Source organism: Azospirillum halopraeferens DSM 3675, assembly GCF_000429625.1.
Classification (GTDB): Bacteria; Pseudomonadota; Alphaproteobacteria; order Azospirillales; family Azospirillaceae; genus Azospirillum; species Azospirillum halopraeferens.
The window spans coordinates 18,431-35,426 of record NZ_AUCF01000028.1 but is presented as its reverse complement, the minus strand read 5'-3'; the positions used below and the strand labels follow the sequence as shown (position 1 = coordinate 35,426).

15 protein-coding genes are annotated in these 16,996 nt (G+C 72.0%); 9 read left to right on the top strand and 6 right to left on the bottom strand.

The window, feature by feature from the left end; all coding sequences use genetic code 11:
• Positions 1-135 precede the first annotated feature (135 nt).
• Complete coding sequence (gene ahpF, locus G472_RS0120050; protein ID WP_029009802.1) at positions 136-1,716, top strand: alkyl hydroperoxide reductase subunit F; 1,581 nt, start codon at positions 136-138, stop codon at positions 1,714-1,716.
• A 54-nt stretch (positions 1,717-1,770) separates the two neighbouring features.
• On the opposite strand, the gene G472_RS0120045 is transcribed toward ahpF, so the two are convergent.
• Both G472_RS0120045 and G472_RS0120040 read right to left on the bottom strand, forming a co-directional pair.
• Positions 1,771-2,925 (bottom strand): NapC/NirT family cytochrome c, encoded by a 1,155-nt coding sequence (locus G472_RS0120045; protein WP_156927188.1) that lies wholly within the window; start codon positions 2,923-2,925, stop codon positions 1,771-1,773.
• Positions 2,926-2,996: 71 nt separating this feature from the next.
• Positions 2,997-4,001 carry a cytochrome-c peroxidase gene (locus tag G472_RS0120040; protein ID WP_029009800.1) on the bottom strand — a complete coding sequence of 335 codons (1,005 nt, stop codon included), beginning with the start codon at positions 3,999-4,001 and terminating at the stop codon, positions 2,997-2,999.
• Positions 4,002-4,425: 424 nt separating this feature from the next.
• Between G472_RS0120040 and G472_RS0120035 the strand changes: the two genes are divergently transcribed.
• The 5 genes from G472_RS0120035 (at position 4,426) to G472_RS0120015 (ending at position 11,908) form a co-directional block, all read left to right on the top strand.
• Entirely contained in the window at positions 4,426-4,668 is a 243-nt protein-coding gene (locus G472_RS0120035) for a FeoA family protein (protein ID WP_051341067.1), read from the top strand.
• Positions 4,665-4,892 (top strand): FeoA family protein, encoded by a 228-nt coding sequence (locus G472_RS0120030; RefSeq protein WP_029009798.1) that lies wholly within the window; start codon positions 4,665-4,667, stop codon positions 4,890-4,892. Before G472_RS0120035 ends, G472_RS0120030 begins: the two co-directional genes overlap by 4 nt.
• Positions 4,892-7,213 carry a Fe(2+) transporter permease subunit FeoB gene (gene feoB, locus G472_RS0120025; protein WP_029009797.1) on the top strand — a complete coding sequence of 774 codons (2,322 nt, stop codon included), beginning with the start codon at positions 4,892-4,894 and terminating at the stop codon, positions 7,211-7,213. Before G472_RS0120030 ends, feoB begins: the two co-directional genes overlap by 1 nt.
• 58 nt (positions 7,214-7,271) lie before the next feature.
• Positions 7,272-7,514: a FeoC-like transcriptional regulator gene (locus tag G472_RS0120020; protein ID WP_035693204.1), complete on the top strand. Its 243-nt coding sequence runs from the start codon at positions 7,272-7,274 to the stop codon at positions 7,512-7,514.
• Between the two features lie 125 nt (positions 7,515-7,639).
• Positions 7,640-11,908 carry a translocation/assembly module TamB domain-containing protein gene (locus tag G472_RS0120015; RefSeq protein ID WP_029009795.1) on the top strand — a complete coding sequence of 1,423 codons (4,269 nt, stop codon included), beginning with the start codon at positions 7,640-7,642 and terminating at the stop codon, positions 11,906-11,908.
• Here G472_RS0120015 and G472_RS34485 read toward each other — a convergent pair.
• Positions 11,886-12,293 carry a winged helix-turn-helix transcriptional regulator gene (locus G472_RS34485; protein ID WP_051341066.1) on the bottom strand — a complete coding sequence of 136 codons (408 nt, stop codon included), beginning with the start codon at positions 12,291-12,293 and terminating at the stop codon, positions 11,886-11,888. The genes G472_RS0120015 and G472_RS34485 overlap by 23 nt on opposite strands.
• A 146-nt stretch (positions 12,294-12,439) precedes the next feature.
• On the opposite strand from G472_RS34485, the gene G472_RS0120005 reads away from it, so the two are divergent.
• Positions 12,440-13,051, top strand: a complete 612-nt coding sequence (locus G472_RS0120005; protein ID WP_029009794.1) for an NAD(P)-dependent oxidoreductase — start codon at positions 12,440-12,442, stop codon at positions 13,049-13,051.
• An 11-nt stretch (positions 13,052-13,062) separates the two neighbouring features.
• On the opposite strand, the gene G472_RS0120000 is transcribed toward G472_RS0120005, so the two are convergent.
• Together G472_RS0120000 and G472_RS34480 are read right to left on the bottom strand one after the other, a co-directional pair.
• On the bottom strand, positions 13,063-14,085 hold the full coding sequence (locus G472_RS0120000; RefSeq protein ID WP_051341065.1) for an alpha/beta hydrolase: 1,023 nt from the start codon (positions 14,083-14,085) through the stop codon (positions 13,063-13,065).
• Positions 14,078-15,088, bottom strand: coding sequence for an ABC transporter ATP-binding protein (locus G472_RS34480; protein WP_051341064.1), 1,011 nt, complete (start codon positions 15,086-15,088; stop codon positions 14,078-14,080). Before G472_RS34480 ends, G472_RS0120000 begins: the two co-directional genes overlap by 8 nt.
• 133 nt (positions 15,089-15,221) lie before the next feature.
• Between G472_RS34480 and G472_RS0119990 the strand changes: the two genes are divergently transcribed.
• Positions 15,222-15,404 carry a zinc-finger domain-containing protein gene (locus tag G472_RS0119990; protein WP_051341063.1) on the top strand — a complete coding sequence of 61 codons (183 nt, stop codon included), beginning with the start codon at positions 15,222-15,224 and terminating at the stop codon, positions 15,402-15,404.
• A gap of 138 nt (positions 15,405-15,542) precedes the next feature.
• Complete coding sequence (locus G472_RS0119985; RefSeq protein ID WP_035693188.1) at positions 15,543-16,196, top strand: LysE/ArgO family amino acid transporter; 654 nt, start codon at positions 15,543-15,545, stop codon at positions 16,194-16,196.
• Here G472_RS0119985 and G472_RS34475 read toward each other — a convergent pair.
• Positions 16,109-16,831, bottom strand: coding sequence for a DedA family protein (locus tag G472_RS34475; protein ID WP_051341062.1), 723 nt, complete (start codon positions 16,829-16,831; stop codon positions 16,109-16,111). The genes G472_RS0119985 and G472_RS34475 overlap by 88 nt on opposite strands.
• Between the last annotated feature and the right edge of the window lie 165 nt (positions 16,832-16,996).

The following is a 16,996-nucleotide window of genomic DNA, read 5'->3' as shown; positions in this document are numbered from 1 at the left end:
ATTTGGCCGGACACCGGCCACGGCACCGTGAACGGTGGACGCAACCGGGGCCCGGCATCGTCCGGGCCCCGGAGTCCATCCGGGCCGCACCATCCGGCCCGCCCGACACAACAAAAGCCGCGGGGGACCATCACCATGTTGGACGATTCCGTAAAGGGCCAGCTCAAGGCCTATTTCGAACGCATCACGCAGCCGGTCGAACTGGTCGCCAGCCTGGATGACGGCGCCAAGTCGCAGGAGATGAACGAACTCCTGCGGGAGATCGCGGATCTCAGCGACAAGATCACCCTGGTCCGCCGCGACGACGACGCCCGAAAGCCCTCCTTCGCGATCAACCGCGCCGGCACCGGTATCGGCGTGCGCTTCGCCGGGCTGCCCATGGGGCACGAGTTCAATTCCCTGATCCTGGCCCTGCTCCAGGTCGGCGGCCACCCGCCCAAGGAGTCGCCGGAGGTGATCGAGCAGGTGAAGGCGCTGGACGGCGACTTCCTGTTCGAGACCTACTTCTCCCTGTCGTGCCAGAACTGCCCCGACGTGGTGCAGGCGCTGAACCTGATGAGCGTGCTGAACCCGCGCATCCGCCACGTCGCCATCGACGGCGCCCTGTTCCAGGGCGAGGTGGAGCAGCGCAAGGTGATGGCCGTCCCGTCGATCTACCTGAACGGCGAGCCCTTCGGCCAGGGCCGCATGGGACTGGAACAGATCCTGGCGAAGATCGACACCGGTGCGGTGGCCCGCGCCGCGGAGAAGATCAAGGCCAAGGAGGCGTTCGACGTGCTGGTGGTCGGCGGCGGCCCCGCGGGTGCGGCGGCGGCCATCTACGCCGCACGCAAGGGCATCCGCACGGGCATCGCGGCCGAGCGCTTCGGCGGCCAGGTGCTGGACACCATGGCCATCGAGAACTTCATCTCCGTTCCCCACACCGAGGGGCCCAAGCTGGCCGCGGCGCTGGAGCAGCACGTCAAGGACTACGAGGTCGACGTGATGAACCTGCAGCGGGCCGAGGCGCTGGTGCCCGCGGCAACCCCCGGCGGGCTGATCGAGGTGAAGCTGGCCGGCGGCGCCTCGCTGAAGGCGAAGACGGTGATCCTGTCCACCGGCGCGCGCTGGCGGCAGATGAACGTCCCCGGCGAGGACGAGTACCGCAACAAGGGCGTGGCCTATTGCCCGCACTGCGACGGCCCGCTGTTCAAGGGCAAGCGCGTGGCGGTGATCGGCGGCGGCAACTCCGGCGTCGAGGCGGCCATCGACCTGGCCGGCATCGTCGCGCACGTCACGCTGATCGAGTTCGACAGCCAGCTCCGCGCCGACGCCGTGCTCCAGCGCAAGCTGCGCAGCCTGCCCAACGTCACCGTCCTGACCTCCGCCCAGACCACCGAGGTCCACGGCGACGGCACCAAGGTGACCGGCCTGACCTACAAGGACCGGGCCGGCGGCGAGCTGCACCGGGTCGACCTGGAAGGCATCTTCGTGCAGATCGGCCTGGTGCCCAACACCGAATGGCTGAAGGGGTCGGTGGCGCTCAGCCCGCGCGGCGAGATCGAGGTGGACGCCCGGTGCCAGACCTCCGTTCCCGGCGTCTTCGCCGCCGGTGACGCGACGACGGTGCCCTACAAGCAGATCGTCATCGCCATGGGCGAGGGGTCCAAGGCCGCGCTGTCCGCCTTCGACCACCTGATCCGCATGGTCCCCGCCAACGACGCGGTGGCGGCCTGACCCGACCGGGATGGCGGCCCGGTTCCGGCCGGGCCGCCATCCCTCCACGCCACGTCAGGGCGCCGGCGCGGTGTCCCTGGCGTTGAGCTGAAGCCACGCCTGAAGCACCGCGGCCTCGTCCCCGTTGATCGGGGTCATCCGCTTCATGGCGTTGAGATTGCCGATCCAGGTGTTGGCGGCGTAGGCGTCCGGCGCGTAGGGCGCGTGGCAGAAGGTGCAGTTGGCGTCGTAAATCTCCGCCGCATAGCCCCACAGGGTGGCAAGCGCGGGGACATAGCCGTCGGCGCGCGTCCACACCGGCAGGCGGACCCGCGTCCAGGTCTGGCCGGTGTCGGCGTCCTCCACCTCGCCCAGGGGTTCCAGCCGCGCCGCCGCCGCATCGGACAGCGTCGCCAGCGGGATGCGCTTGCCCTGGAGCGCGAACAGGGTCCGGTGCGACGTGCCGCGGTACCAGCCCGTGATCTCCCCCCGCAGGAAGCCATCCTCGACCGCGGCGACCGTCACCGCCGTGGACGGTGCCAGCGTGCCGTCCCCCGCGGCGTCCGCCGTCGGCCGCTCCAGGTGCAGCGGCATGCCCGACAGGGCGTAGAGGGTGGTGCCCGGCCGGGGCTCCAGGGCCGCGGCGGCCCCGGCGAGCGCTGCGAAGCTGCGGCGGTGGCCGGCGGTGATGTCCGGCAGGGTGTGGGCGACGCCCTTGTGGCAATCGATGCAGGTCTTGCCCGCCTTCATGGCGGATTCCATGGCGGTGGCCGCCTTGGCCGTCTGCTTGTGGAAGTCCATCGCCTCGAAGGAGTGGCAGTTGCGGCACTCCCGGCTGTCGGAGGCGCGCATGCGGTCCCACTCGTTGCGGGCCAGCCGGTAGCGCCTGTCCTCGAATTTTTCGGGCGTGTCGATGGTGCCCACCGCCCAGTGGTACAACTCCCTGGTGGCCGCGACCTTGCGGATCACCTTGTGCGTCCAGTCGCGCGGCACATGGCAGTCGGCGCATTCGGCGCGGACCCCCGACGCGTTCCGGAAATGCACCGATGTCTTGTATTCCTCGTAGACGGTGCTGCGCATCTCGTGACAGGAGATGCAGAACGACGTTTGGTTGGTGGCTTCCATGACGGTGTTGAAGCCGCCCCAGCCGACGACCCCGACCACCACGCCCACCGCACCCACCAGCGCCAGCGCGCCCAACCCGCGCCGGCGCGCCTCGCGCCAAACCATTGCCATCCGCTCCCGAACCGTGTGCCCGAAGGGCCGGAGGGCGGCTGCGCCCCCCGGCCCCCTTGGCCGTATCAGTCGAACGGCTTCGGCGGCGGCGTCGTGTCGGACGACGGCGGCAGGATGGGCAGCCTGAAGTCGGGCTGTTCACCGGTCAGCGTCTTGAGGAACGCCACGATCTTGGCGTTCTCGGACTCGGAGAACTTCTTGCCCAACTGGATGCGGCCCATGACGTCCACGGCCTGCGCCAGCGTCTGCGCCTCGCCGTCGTGGAAGTACGGGTAGGTCAGTTCGACGTTGCGCAGCGTCGGCACCTTGAAGCTGAAGCGGTCGGCCTCCTCCTTGGTGACGGCGAAGCGGCCCTCGGCCGGATTGTTGGTCATGTAGGGCTCGACGATGCCCATCTTCTGGAAGGTGTTGCCACCCGCCGCCGAGCCGTTGTGGCAGGCGGTGCAGCCGGCATCCTTGAACAGCTCGTAGCCTTCCAGCTCATCGCCGGTGAGCGCCGCCTTGTCTCCTTTCAGCCACTTGTCGAAGCGGGAGTTCGGCGTGACCAGCGTCTCCTCGAAGGCGGCGATGGCCCGGGTCACCTCCTGGATGGAGATGGTGTCGTGGCCGAAGACGGCCTTGAACTCGCTCACATAGCCGGGGATCGACTGCAGCATCGACACTGCCAGCTCGTGGGTGAAGGCCATCTCGCCGGGGTTGGCGATCGGACCCGCGGCCTGGTCCTGCAGCGTCATCGCCCGGCCGTCCCAGAACTGGGCGACGTTCAGGCTGGCGTTCAGCACCGTCGGCGAGTTGATCGGGCCCTGCTGCCAGTTGTGGCCGATCGAAGTCTTCAGATTGTCCGACCCGCCCATGGACAGGTTGTGGCACGAGTTGCACGAAATGAAACCGGACTTCGACAGCCGAGGATCGAAGAACAGCTTCTTACCAAGTTCGACCAGCGCCGGGTCGGATACCGTCGCCGGCTCGATCGGCTGGATCGGTTCGTCCAACGCGGCCAGGGCGGCGCCGGTTCCGCCGACCGCGAGAGCCAGCACGGCTGCCACCGAGAGTGCGTGACGCTTGGACATGGATTGCTCCCCATTTGGTTTTAAGGCACTTCAACAAAAACCCTGATACGTTGGGACATTAGACCGATTCCAATGGTATGACCGCTCGACGACATGCCGCGCGTCAACTTGCCTCACCCCGCTCCCGCGGTTATCGCACGGGCGGCGTTGCCGGCGCGTCGCAACGTTATGAAATTAATAGCTATTCGCAAGTCGCGGCCCGCCGGCGCCTTCGGCACCGCCGGAGCGGCCGCCAGGCCGGCGGCAGATGAGACCTTTCGCCGCATTGCCCACCCCCTGCGCTTGGGTGTGAGTTTCAATCGCAAGTTCGCGCCACTCATCCGGCGCGGACGTTCCGACAGTCCGCCGGCACCGCGACCACCGCCCGCCCGCCTCCCGCAGGCCCGGCGGACATCGGCGTCGCGCCCCGGGTCAGGGGGTCTTCATGCGTTCCATTCCCGTCAGTCAGGCCGGCTCCGGCGCGTTGCGCGTCATCGGCCTTCTTCTGCCCCCCGATCAGGCCAGCCGCCTGAGCGACCTCGGCCTGCGGCCCGGCGCGGTCGTCCGCGTGCTCCGCCGGGGTGCCGACGGCGGCACGGTCGTTGCCTGCGGTGACACGCGCCTGGCGCTGGACGGCGGCACCGCCGCCCGGGTCCGCGTGGTCGCCGAAGACGGAGCCGCGCCATGAGCATCAGCGCCATGAAGCCGGGCGACCGCGCCCGCATCACCGGATTCGAGAAGGGCCGGCGCGACTACCGCGAAAAGCTGCTGTCGATGGGCATGGTTCCCGGCACCGAATTCGCCCTCACCCGCATCGCCCCGCTGGGCGATCCGGTGGAAATCCGCGTCCGCGGCTTCGCCATGAGCCTGCGCCGGCAGGAAGCCGATGCGCTGAAGGTGGAGGTGCTGTGATGAAGACCGTCGTCGTCGGCGTGGTGGGCAACCCCAATTGCGGCAAGACCACCCTGTTCAACGCCCTCACCGGTTCCACGCAGCACGTCGGCAACTGGCCAGGCGTCACGGTTGAGAAGAAGTCCGGCTCCTACCGCCTGGACGGGACGGAGTACCGGGTGGTCGACCTGCCCGGCGTCTATTCCCTCAGCCTGGTCTCCCACACCTCGGAGGACGAACGGATCGCGCGGGAGTACGCGCTGTCCGGCGAGGCGGACCTGATCGTCAACATCGTCGACGGCTCCAACCTGGAACGCAACCTGTACCTGACGTCGCAGCTTCTGGAGATGCGGGTGCCGGTGGTGGTAGCCGTCAACATGATGGACATCGCGCGCGACCGCGGCATCGCCATCGACACCGACGCCATGGCCGAACGGCTGGGCTGCCCGGTGGTGCCGCTGGTGGCCAGCCGCCGCCGTGGCCTGGACGCGCTGCACCGGGCGGTGGCGGCGATGGCGGCGGCCCCCCGCCCGCCGGACGCCACCATCCCCGCGCCCGAGGCCATGGAACCCCACCTGGCCGGGCTGGCCGCCGCCGTGGCGGAGCGCCTGCCGCCGGCCGCCGGCGATCCCCGCTGGATCGCCACCAAGCTGCTGGAAGGGGATCTCGGCGCTGGCGCCCTGATCCGCGGCCATGGCCTGGACGACCGGGTCGTCGCCGCCATTGCCGCCGTGGAGGAGGCGTGCGGCGACGAGGCCGACATCATCGTCGCCGATGCCCGGTTCGGCTTCATCACCGATCTGGTGGCGGCCTGCGTGCGCCGGCCGCGGGTCGCGTCGCGCACCCTGTCCGACAGCATCGACCGGGTCGTTCTCAACCGCGTGCTGGGCATCCCCGTGTTCCTGGCGGTGATGTACGCGATGTTCCTGTTCACCATCAACATCGGCGGCGCCTTCATCGACGCCTTCGAACAGGTGTTCGGCGCCCTGCTGGTGGACGGGCTGGGCGGAGCGCTGCGCGACGCCGGCGTGCCGGAGTGGCTGGTGGTGCCGGTGGCCGACGGCATGGGCGGCGGCATTCAAACGGTGGCCACCTTCGTGCCGGTCATCGGCGCCCTGTTCCTCTTCCTGTCGGTGCTGGAGGATTCCGGCTACATGGCGCGGGCGGCCTTCGTCATGGACCGCGCCATGCGGGCCATCGGCTTGCCCGGCAAGGCTTTCGTCCCGCTGATCGTCGGCTTCGGCTGCAACGTCCCGGCGATCATGGCCACCCGCACGCTGGAGAACCGGCGCGACCGGGTGGTGGCGGTCATGATGGCGCCGTTCATGTCCTGCGGCGCCCGTCTGCCGGTCTACGCCCTGTTCGCTGTCGCCTTCTTCCCCGTGGGCGGCCAGAACGTCGTCTTCGCCCTCTACCTGATCGGGCTGGCCTTCGCCGTCGCCACCGGCTTCCTGCTGAAGTCGTCCCTGCTGAAGGGGGACGCGGCACCCTTCGTGATGGAACTGCCGCCCTACCACCTGCCGACCGCCGGCACGGTGGTGCGCCGCGCCTGGGACCGGCTGAATGCCTTCATCCTGCGCGCCGGCCGCTTCATCGTGCCGATGGTGATGGTGCTGAGCGTCCTCAGCGCCATGGGCACGGACGGCACCTTCGGCCACCGCGACAGCCGCGACTCCGTTCTGGCCACCGCCGGCCGCACCATCATGCCGGCCTTTGCGCCCATGGGCCTGACGGAAGACAACTGGCCGGCCGGCGTCGGCCTGTTCACCGGCATCTTCGCCAAGGAGGCCGTGGTCGGCACCCTGAACACCCTGTACAGCCGCATGGGCGGCGAGGAGGAGGAGGCCGCGGAGGACAAGACCCTGGGTGAGGCTCTGCTGGCCGCCGTGGCGACGATCCCGGAGAATCTCGCCGGCCTCGCCACCGCGTTGGGCGACCCGCTGGGCCTCGACCTGTCCTACACCGCCGATCCGGAAGCTGCGGCGGAGGAACTGGAGGTCGGCGTCGCCGCCTTCGGCGCCATGGTCACGGCCTTCGACGGCGCCGCCGGGGCGTTCGCCTACATGCTGCTGATCCTGCTGTACATGCCCTGCGTCGCCGCGCTGGGCGCCATGTACGACGAGGTGGGCTGGCGCTGGGCCATGTTCAGCGCGGTGTGGACCACCGGGCTGGGCTACACCGCCGCCGTCATCTTCTACCAGGCGAGCCGGCTGTCGGTCGATCCCGCGTCCGCAATCCTGCGAATCGCCGTGGCGCTGGCCGTCGTGGCCACCGCCGGCCTGACGATGTGGCTGATCGGCAACCGGCGCACCGCCGCCGCCCCGCCGGTTCCGGCGGAATGATCCCGGACGCGCCGACCGTATGAAGCCCGGTCGCGCCGACCGTATGAAGGAGGACGCCATGGCCACCTTGTCCGACGTGCGCCGCTACCTCAGCGAGCGGCACCGTGCCTCCCTGGCGGACATCGCGCCGGGCGTCGGCACCACCGCCGACGCCGCCCGCGCCCTGCTCGATCATTGGGCGGCGCGGGGCCGCGTCCGCCACCTCACCGCCGCCTGCGACGGCCGGTGCGGCAAGTCCTGCTGCGACGGATCGGCGTACGCCGAGATCTATGAATGGGTGGACCGGCCACCGGCGGCCTGATCCCCGGCCGTTCCGCCTATCCCGATGCGCCGCAACGGTTGCGGTGGCGGGGATCGGCGCAGCGTCTATATTCCCTTGACCGGTGAACCGCGGCCAGGGGCGAAGGGGATGGTGGGTTGAAGGGGATGCGACGTGTCCTTCCGGCGGCGGCCGGTCTCGTCCTGCTGGCCGCGGCGGCCCTGGCGCAGGACGACGCCGGCGGGCGCAGCGGCGTGCGGGGCTGGATCGCCTCCACCATCGAACGGCTGGTGTCCGGCCCCGACCTTCAGGTGCGCATCGGTGAGATCAGCGGCTTCGTGCCGCTGAACTTCCGGGTGTCCGAGATCACGGTGGCCGACCGCGAAGGCGTCTGGATGCGCCTGGACGACCTGCACCTCAACCTCGCCCCGACCGCGCTGTTCTCCGGCCGCCTCGGCGCCAACGCCCTGGAAGCGGCGCGCGTGTCGGTGGACCGCGCGCCCGTCGGCTCGGCCGATCCCGCCCCGCCCCCCGAGGAGCCGGTGGGACCGGTATCCCTGCTGCCGGACCTGCCCATCGGCGTGGCCATCGACCGGCTGGCGGTGCAGGAATTGCGCCTGGGCGCCGATCTGGCGGGGGGGGAGCCGGTGGCGCTGCGGGTCGCCGGCGAGGACATCGTGCTCAGCTCCCGAGGGGCGGCCCTGTCCGCCCGGCTGGAGGTGGAGCGCCTCGGCGACCGGCCGGGCCAGGCGACGCTGGCGGCCGCCTTCCGCCCGCAGGACGAGACGCTGGACATCGCACTCCAGGCGTCGGAGCCGGCCGGCGGCGTCATCGCCCGTACCCTGGGCCTGCCCGGCCTGCCGCCGGTGGAGATCCGGGTGGACGGCGGCGGCCCGCTCAGCGATTGGGGAGGCACCCTGGTCGCCGCCGCCGGCGACCTGCTGGTCAACGCCGACGCCGGGATCCGCGCCGCCGAGGGCGGCCACCTCGTCACCGTGACGGCGGGCGGCGCCCTGGCACCGCTGGTGGAAGCCTACGCCGGGTCCGCGGCGGTGCCCCTGGTGGGCGACGAGCCGGTGCTGCGGGCCGAGGTGCTGATCGCCCCCGACGGCGGGCTGACGCTGCGCCCCCTGACCCTGGACGTGGCAGCGGGCAGCGCGCGGGTGAGCGGCACCGTCGCCGCCGGCTTCGACCGGGTCGATGTCGATTACCGGCTGGAGGTCGCCCCCGGTTCCCCCCTGCTCGCCGCGGCACCCGGCCTCGCCGGGGCCGACGCGGTGGTCACCGGCACCGCCGCCGGCCCCCTCGATGCGCTGGCGGCCACCCTGGCCGCGCGTGCCACCGGCATCGCCACCGGCGACCCGGCGCTCGACCCGCTGCTCGGCGACGCAGTGGAGGTGGCGGCGGCGGCCACCGTCGACACCGGCCGCGGCCTCATCGCGCTGGATCGCGCCACGGTGAGCGCGGCGGCCGGAACCGTCACCGCCCGGGGCACGGTCGGCAACTGGGGTGAGACGGTGGACGCCGTGCTGGCCCTCGCCCTGCCCGACCTGGCGCGGCTGTCCGATCTGGCCGGCCAGCCGCTGGCCGGCGCCGCGGACCTGGAGGGGCCGGTCGCCGTCGCCGCCGACGGCGCGGTGCGGGCGGATCTCTCCGGAACGGTGCGCGGCCTGGTCACCGGCACCCCGGCGGACCCGCTGCTGGGCGACACGGCGCAACTCGCCGTGACCGCCGCCGTGGGGACCGACGGCGTGATGCGCGTCGAGCGGCTGGCCGTGGACGGCGCCCACGCCGCCCTCACCGGCCGGGCGGAGCTGGCGGGCGACCGCCTCGACGCCGCCGCCCGCATCACCCTGCCCCGGCTGGCCGTGGTGGGCGACGCGGTGGGCACGCCCATGCAGGGGGCGGCGACGGTGGACGCCGTCGTCGCCGGGCCGCTGGACGCCCTGGACACCCGCGCCACCATCGACGCCCGCAACCTGGTGGTGGCCGAGCGCCCCCTGGGCAACACCACGCTGACGGCGACCGCCGCCGGCCTGCCGGAGCGCCCGAGCGGCCGGCTGGAGGCGCGCGCGCAGCTCTCCGGCGTCGGCCTGCGCCTGGACACGGCCTACGCGCTGGACGGATCGACGCTGCGGCTGTCGGATCTGGCGCTGGCCGGTGGCCGCAACCGGGTTACCGGCGCGGTGGCGGTGTCCCTCGACACGCTGACCGCCGACGGCCGCCTGGAGGGCGCGCTGCCCGATCTGCAAGCCCTGTCGGAGCTGGCCGGGGTGCCCCTGCGCGGCGACGCCTCCTTCACCCTGGCCCTCGACGCCACCGGCGGCGACCAGGCGGCGACGGTGGAGGCGCGCGCGGCCAACCTGCGCGTGGCACCGGAGGGGGACGAGGTGCTGACCGCCCGCCGCCTCACCCTGTCGGGGCGGGTGGAGCAGGCGTTGAGCGCACCGTCGGGCCAACTGCGCCTGCGCCTGGACGACGGCGCCCTGGCCGGCACGCCGGTGACGCGCCTGACCGCCGAGGCCGACGGCACCGCCGCCCGGGCCACCTTCCGCGCAAACGCCACGGCCCCCGGCCCGCAGGGCCTGAACGCCGAGCTGGCGGGCGCCGTCGACGCCACCGGCCCGATCACCCTGGTGCGGCTGGATCGGCTGCGCGGCAGCCTGCACGGCGAGAGCTTCCGGCTGACCCAGCCGGCGCGGCTGGAGGCGGGGCCGGACCATTACGTGATCGCCGGCCTGCGCCTGGCCAGCGGCGAGGCGCGCCTGATCGCCGACGCCTCGCTCACCAGCGGCCGGCTGGGCGGTGCGGTGCGGCTGGAGCGCGTGCCGCTGGCGCTGGCCCGCCTGGCCGCGCCGGACCTGCCCCTGGAGGGCACGCTGAACGCCGGCGCCGACCTGGGCGGCACGATCGCCGCCCCGCAACTGGATGCCGACGTCCGGGTGGCCGACCTGCGGGCACAGCAGATCGCGCAGGCCGGCATCCGCGGCCTCGACGCCACCCTTCAGGCGCGCTGGCGCGACAACCGGCTGGGCTTCACCGGCACGGTGGTGCCGCAGGGGCGCGAGGGGCAACTGGCCGTGCGCGGCTCCCTGCCTCTGGTCATGGACCCGCAGACCATGGTGCCCGCCCTGCCGCCGGACGGACGGCTGGAGGCGGCGGCCACCGGCTCGGTCCGGCTGGTTCAGTTCAACGATCTGCTGGCGGCCAGCGGCGATCGCATGGCCGGACGGCTCGACCTGAACGTGACGGCGGGCGGCACGCTCGGGCAGCCGGTGCTCGGCGGCACCATCACGCTGGCGGACGGCCGCTACGAAAACCGCGCGTCGGGTGCGGTGCTGACCAACGTGGCCGCCCGCATCGTCGGGTCCGGCGACGTGTTCCGGGTGGAGCGGCTGGACGGGCGCACCCCCGGAGGCGGGCGCTTCCGCGTCACCGGCGCGGTGGCACCGGGGGCGGAGCAGCCCCTGGACCTGAGGATCTCCCTCGACAACGCGGCGCTGCTGCAGACCGACCTGGTGACCGCCGCCCTCGACGCCAACCTGACCCTGACCGGCACGTTCGAGCAGGCGCGGCTGGCCGGGCCGGTGCGGGTGGTGCGGGCCGAGGTGCGCATCCCCGGCTCATCCCCGCCCGAAGTGGTCGAACTGGAGGTCATCGAGATCGGCCGCGGCCGCACCCCGCCCGCCGCCGCCACCGAGGCAGAGGCCGCGGGCGGCGGAACGACCATCGTGCTCGACATGGCGGTGACGGCGCGCAACACCATCTTCGTGCGCGGGCGCGGGCTGGACGCCCAGTTCTCGGGCGATCTGGCGGTCGGCGGCACGACGGCGCGCCCGGCCGTGAACGGCCGGCTGACCATGGTGCGCGGCGAGTTGGACGTGCTCGGCCGGTCCTTCGACTTCCGCCGCGGCATCATCAGCTTCGACGGCAACTGGCCGGTGGACCCGCGCCTGGATCTGGTGGCGGCGGCCACCGCCAACGAGGTCACCGCCCAGATCGAGGTGACCGGCACCGCCGGCCGACCGCGCATCGGCCTGACCTCGCCCCAGGGGCTGCCGCAGGACGAGGTGCTGTCGCGCGTGCTGTTCGGCAAGCCGCTCAGCCGCCTCAGCGCCTTCGAAGCGATCCAGATGGCCCGCTCCGCCGCCGATCTGGCGGGCGTGGGCGGCGGGGCGGGCTTCGTCGACCAGCTCCGCGAGGGGCTGGGCATCGACCGGCTGGAGTTCGTCCAGGGCACCGACGGCGGCCCCGGCGCGGTGGAGGCCGGCCGCTACGTCAGCGACCGGGTCTACGTCGGCGTCGAACAGGGATTGGGCGACACCGGCAGCGGTGCCCGCGTGGAGGTGGACATCACCGACACCATCAAGGCAGAGGCCCGCGTCGGCGCCGACGCCAACACCCGCTTCGGCGTCACCTTTGAATGGGACTATTGAACGCGGCGTCCGCCATCTGCACCTCCGCCTGATCGTACGCCCGGCGGGCTCGCAGGATGGATTCGATGTTCTCCTCCGCCCAGCGGCGCAGCGGGGTGACGGTGTCCGCCAGTGACGCGCCGATCGGGGTGATGGCGTATTCCACGGTGACCGGAACGGTCGGATAGGCGGTGCGGACCACCAGCCCGTCGCGCTCCAGGCTCTTCAGGGTCTGGGACAGCACCTTCTGGGAGATCCCCTCGACCCTGCGGCGGATCGCGTTGAAGCGCATCGGCCCGTCGCACAGCAGCCCGAGGATGAGGACCGTCCATTTGTCGGCGATGCGGTCCAGCGCCTGCCGGGTCGGGCAGAGCGCGGCGTAGGCGTTCCAGTCCATGTGATTCATGCCCGCGGGCCCCGTGGTGCGCACCGCCGCCGGTAACGCCGCGGTGACCTGGTGAGCAAAAAGTGCCTTCTTCACACCAGTACCATGTTTCGCTACCTGGTTTCCATTGGATACCGGTTACAGACACCAAAAGGGAGCCAGGGATCATGAACGTCGCACTCATCGGCGCCTCCGGGAACGCCGGCAGCCGCATCCGGGCCGAACTGGTCCGCCGCGGCCACCGCGTCACCGCCATCGCCCGCCATCCCGAGCGCATCGCCGCCGACGACGCGGTCACCGTCCGCGCCGCCGACGCGTCGGACGGCGCCGCCCTGTCCGGCCTGCTGGCCGGCCACGACGCGGTCATCAGCGCCCTGCCGTTCCGCGGCAGCGACCCGGAAACGCTGATCGGCGCGGTGAAGGCGGCGGGGGTGAGCCGCTATCTGGTGGTCGGCGGCGCCGGCAGCCTGGAGGTGGCCCCCGGCGTGCGGTTGATCGACACGCCGGAGTTCCCCGACGCCTACCGCACCGAAGCCGCCGCCGGCGCCGCTTTCCTGGAGCGGCTGCGCCGGGAGGACGGCCTGGACTGGACGTTCCTGTCCCCCTCGGCCATGTTCGTCCCCGGTGAGCGCACCGGCCGCTTCCGCCTGGGCACCGACTCGCTGCTGGCCGACGACACCGGCACCAGTTCCATCTCGTTCGAGGATTACGCCATCGCCCTGGTTGACGAACTGGAAACCCCCCGGCACGTCCGCCGGCGCTTCACCGTGGGCTACTGACCCGCGGCCGCCTACCGCTCCGCAACCAGCGTGCGCGGCGCACGGTCCGCGCCGCTGGCCAGGGGCCGGCCGGGATCGCCGATCCACTGGACGATGTCGGCCATCACCACATGCCCCTGCAGATCGCGCAGCAGCATGTGGTAGCCGTCGGGGTAGACGGCGACGCGGTGGCGGCCGGTGGCGTCGAACCGCTCCATGGCGCCCTTCACCGGACGGGGCGGCAGCACCTCCTCGCGGGCGCCGTAGAGCACGAGGGCCGGCGTCTCCAGCCGCGCCGTGGCATCGAAGGCGCGGCCCATCAACTCGGTCAGGCCGTGCAGGGTATCGACGCGCGATCCTTTGATCACCAGCGGGTCGCGGCCGAGGGCACGCAGCATCTCGATGTTGTCGGAGGGGCGGATGTTGAGTTCCCTCGGCGCGGTGACCGTCCAGCCCGGAACCAGGTTGTAGGACAGCCACAGGGCGGCGCGGGGGAAGAAGCCCATGGTTTCCGTGCCCCACACCGCGGGGGCAACCAGGATGGCCCCGTCGATGGCCGGCGCGTCCGCCCGGTCGAGGGTGGCCAACACCACCGCACCCCCCATGCTCTCCCCCAGGACGTACAGGGGAAGGCCGGGGTGGCGCGCCCGCAGCACGCCTATGGCGGTGCGCAGGTCGGCGATCAGCGTCTCGGCCCCCGGCCAGATGCCGGGATCGCGGGTGGCACCGAAGCCGCGCTGGTCGTAGGCGTAGGTGACGATTCCCGCTGCGGCGAACGCCTTGCCCGCCCCGTCGAAGGCGTTGGAGTAGTCGTTGAAGCCGTGCAGCGCCAGCACCACCGCCTGCGGGGCCCCGCCGGGCGGCAGCCAGACCCGCGTCGGCAGGGTGTAGCCGTCGGCGGCGACCAGCGTGCGTTCGACCATCTGCGGGATTGCGACGGGTTCACCCATGGGCTGGAACCGGGCGGTGCAGGCGCCGAGCGCCAGGAGAAGGGCGACAGCCGCGACGAGGGCGCGCCGGCGGGGCGGACGGCGGCGCGCCGGCCGCTCAGCCACCCCCGCCCCCCGCAGCCGGCTGCGGCACCGCGTCGTGGGCGCCGGCGGTCAGTTGCAGGAAGATGTCCTCCAAATCCGACTCCTCGGTCGTCAGGTCGACGACGCCCAGCCCGGCCTGCGCCACCGCCGCCAGGATGGCGTCGACCCGCTGGCGGCTGGGCTGGTAGCGAACGACGAGGCGCCGCGGTTCCGGCAGCTCGGCGGTCATGGCGGCCAGCGACGCGGGCACCGCGTCGAGGTCGCGGTCGACCAGGATGGTCAGCGCCTTGGCGTCGATGCGGCGCAGCAGCGTGCGCGTGGGTTCGCAGGCGACCACGTCGCCGTGGTTGATGATGGCGATGGTGTCGCACAGCTCCTCCGCCTCCTGGAGGTAGTGCGTGGTCAGCAGCACCGTGGTGCCGGCGCGGTTCAGGGTGCGCACATGCTCCCACAGCAGGCGCCGCAGTTCGATGTCGACGCCGGCCGTGGGTTCGTCCAGCACCAGCACCGGCGGGGTGTGGACCATCGCCTTGGCCACCATCAGGCGCCGTTTCATGCCCCCCGACAGGGTGCGGGCGTAGGCGTTGGCCTTGTCGGCCAGCCCGACCGCCTCCAGCAGGGCATCGGTGCGGCGTTCCGCCTTGGGCACCCCGTAGAGGCCGGCCTGCAACTCCAGCATCTCGCGCGGGGTGAAGAAGGGGTCCATGTTCAGTTCCTGCGGGACCACGCCGATGGACGACCGCGCCTGGCGCGGGTCGGCATCGATGTCGGCCCCCCAGATGACCACCTGCCCGGCGGTCTTGTTGACCAGGCCGGCCATGATGTTGATCAGGGTCGACTTGCCGGCGCCGTTGGGTCCCAGGAGGCCGAACAGCGATCCCCGCGGGATGGCCAGGTCGATGCCCTTCAGGGCGTGCTTGGGCCCGGTGCGCCCGGAGCCCTTGTAGACCTTGGTGAGGCCGCGGATCTCCACGGCGTGGGCCGGCAGGGACACGGCGGTCGGGGTGGCGGGGTGTGCAACCATGGCGTCGAATGGGGCTCGTTCTGCTTCAATCCCGTTGATCGGCGCGGCGCGTCGGGTATCATCCCGCCGCCCCGCCGCCGATCCTAACGGTGCGACGAATGGGCGTTGTGAGTCAAAAGGAAGGATGACGGCGATGCAGCCCATCGAGACCATTGAGGTGGAAACGGCCGAGGTCGGTTGCGACGGCGGCGGCGGTGCGCTCGGCCACCCGCTCGTGTACCTGACGCTGGGCCGCGAGGGCCGGGTGGACTGCCCCTACTGCTCGCGCCGCTACGTCCTGAAGAAGGGGGCGAAGACCGGCACCCACGGGCATTGATCCGGCCACCGGGCCGGTTGACTCCGCGGCGTCCGGCTTATATCACGCACCCGGCCCTTCGCCGTGCCGCCGGGGCCGGGCGCCCGGCCGCCGGTCCGCGGGCCGGGATTGAACGACGCATCCGGGAGGCGGACAACCGTGCATGAACTGGTGGTGCTGCTGCAGGGAATCGTTCTGGGCATCGCCATCGCTGCGCCCGTCGGCCCCATCGGTCTTCTGTGCATCCGCCGGACGCTGGAACACGGGCCGTTCATGGGGTTCGCCACCGGCATGGGGGCGGCCATCGCCGACACCTTCTACGGCGCCATCGCCGCGTTCGGCGTGTCGGCCGCGCTGGATTTCCTGACCGGCCACGAATTGATGTTCCGCATCGTCGGCGGCGTGTTCCTGCTGGTGGTGGCGGTGCGCACCTTCCGCCAGCAGCCGCAGGCGGAGGAGCGCGAGGCCGCCGCCGCACCGGACAGCCGGACCGCCCTGGGCGGCTTCCTGACCGGCCTGTCGCTGACCCTGACCAACCCCGCCACCATCCTGGCCTTCATCGCCATCTTCGCCGGCTTCGGGCTGGGCGCCGACCTCGGCAGCTTCGACGCGGCCACCATCGTGCTGGGTGTCTTCATCGGCTCGGCAAGCTGGTGGCTGGCCCTGTCGATGGGCGTGGCCGCGGTGCGCCACCGCATCTCCCACCAGCGGCTCAGCCTGCTCAATCACTGCACCGGGCTGGCGCTGGGCGGCTTCGGACTGTGGGCGCTGACCACGGGGTTCACCGGCATGGTCGCGGCGGCGATGGGCTGAAGGGCGGCTGCGCCGCCGCCCGTCCCCTGCCGGGCGCGCCCGCGGGAGCAGAAGAACCGGACGAGGCGCACGACGTAGGCGCCGACCAGCCCCACCACCAGGGCGGCCGTGGCGTAGGCGACCCAATCGACCGCCGCCGGCCAGGTCGCCAGCGTGTAACCGGCCCACGCCAGCACCAGCGTCCACAGCACCGACCCCGCGGCCGAGGCCAGCGCGTAATGCCACACCGGCATGCGGCAGGCGCCGGCGGGGATGGAGATCAGGGTGCGCAGCCCGGGGATCGGCTGGCAGAAGAATACGGCGATGCCGCCGTGGCGCTCGAACCAGCGGGTGGCCTGCTGCACCTTGTCGGGCCGGATCGTCAGCCAGTGTCCGTGGCGCTCCAGGAAACCGTGCAGCCGCTCGCGCGACGCGAAGCGGGCGGGAGCGTACCAGACGAACTGCCCGGCCAGCGATCCCAGCCCCCCGGCCAGCGCGATCCCCATCAGGCTGTAATCCCCTTTTGCCGCCGCCAGACCGGCCAGGGGAATGACGCTCTCGGCCGGGATGGGCGGGATCACACGGGCGAGCACCAGCAGCAGGAATATGCCGACGTAGTGCATCGAGTGCAGCACCTGCACCAGCCACTCGGTCATGGACCTCCCCGATCGCAAGGGATCTCTCGCCGGAACGGCTCCGGCCCGACGGCAACGCCGCCGGCGGCCCGGCGGTTCCCGAGGCGTTCCCTGCGACGACCCGCCGCACCATCCGTGTTGCCGTTTGCAATCAGCGCGCGGATTGTCGCAGATTAGCACGCCGCC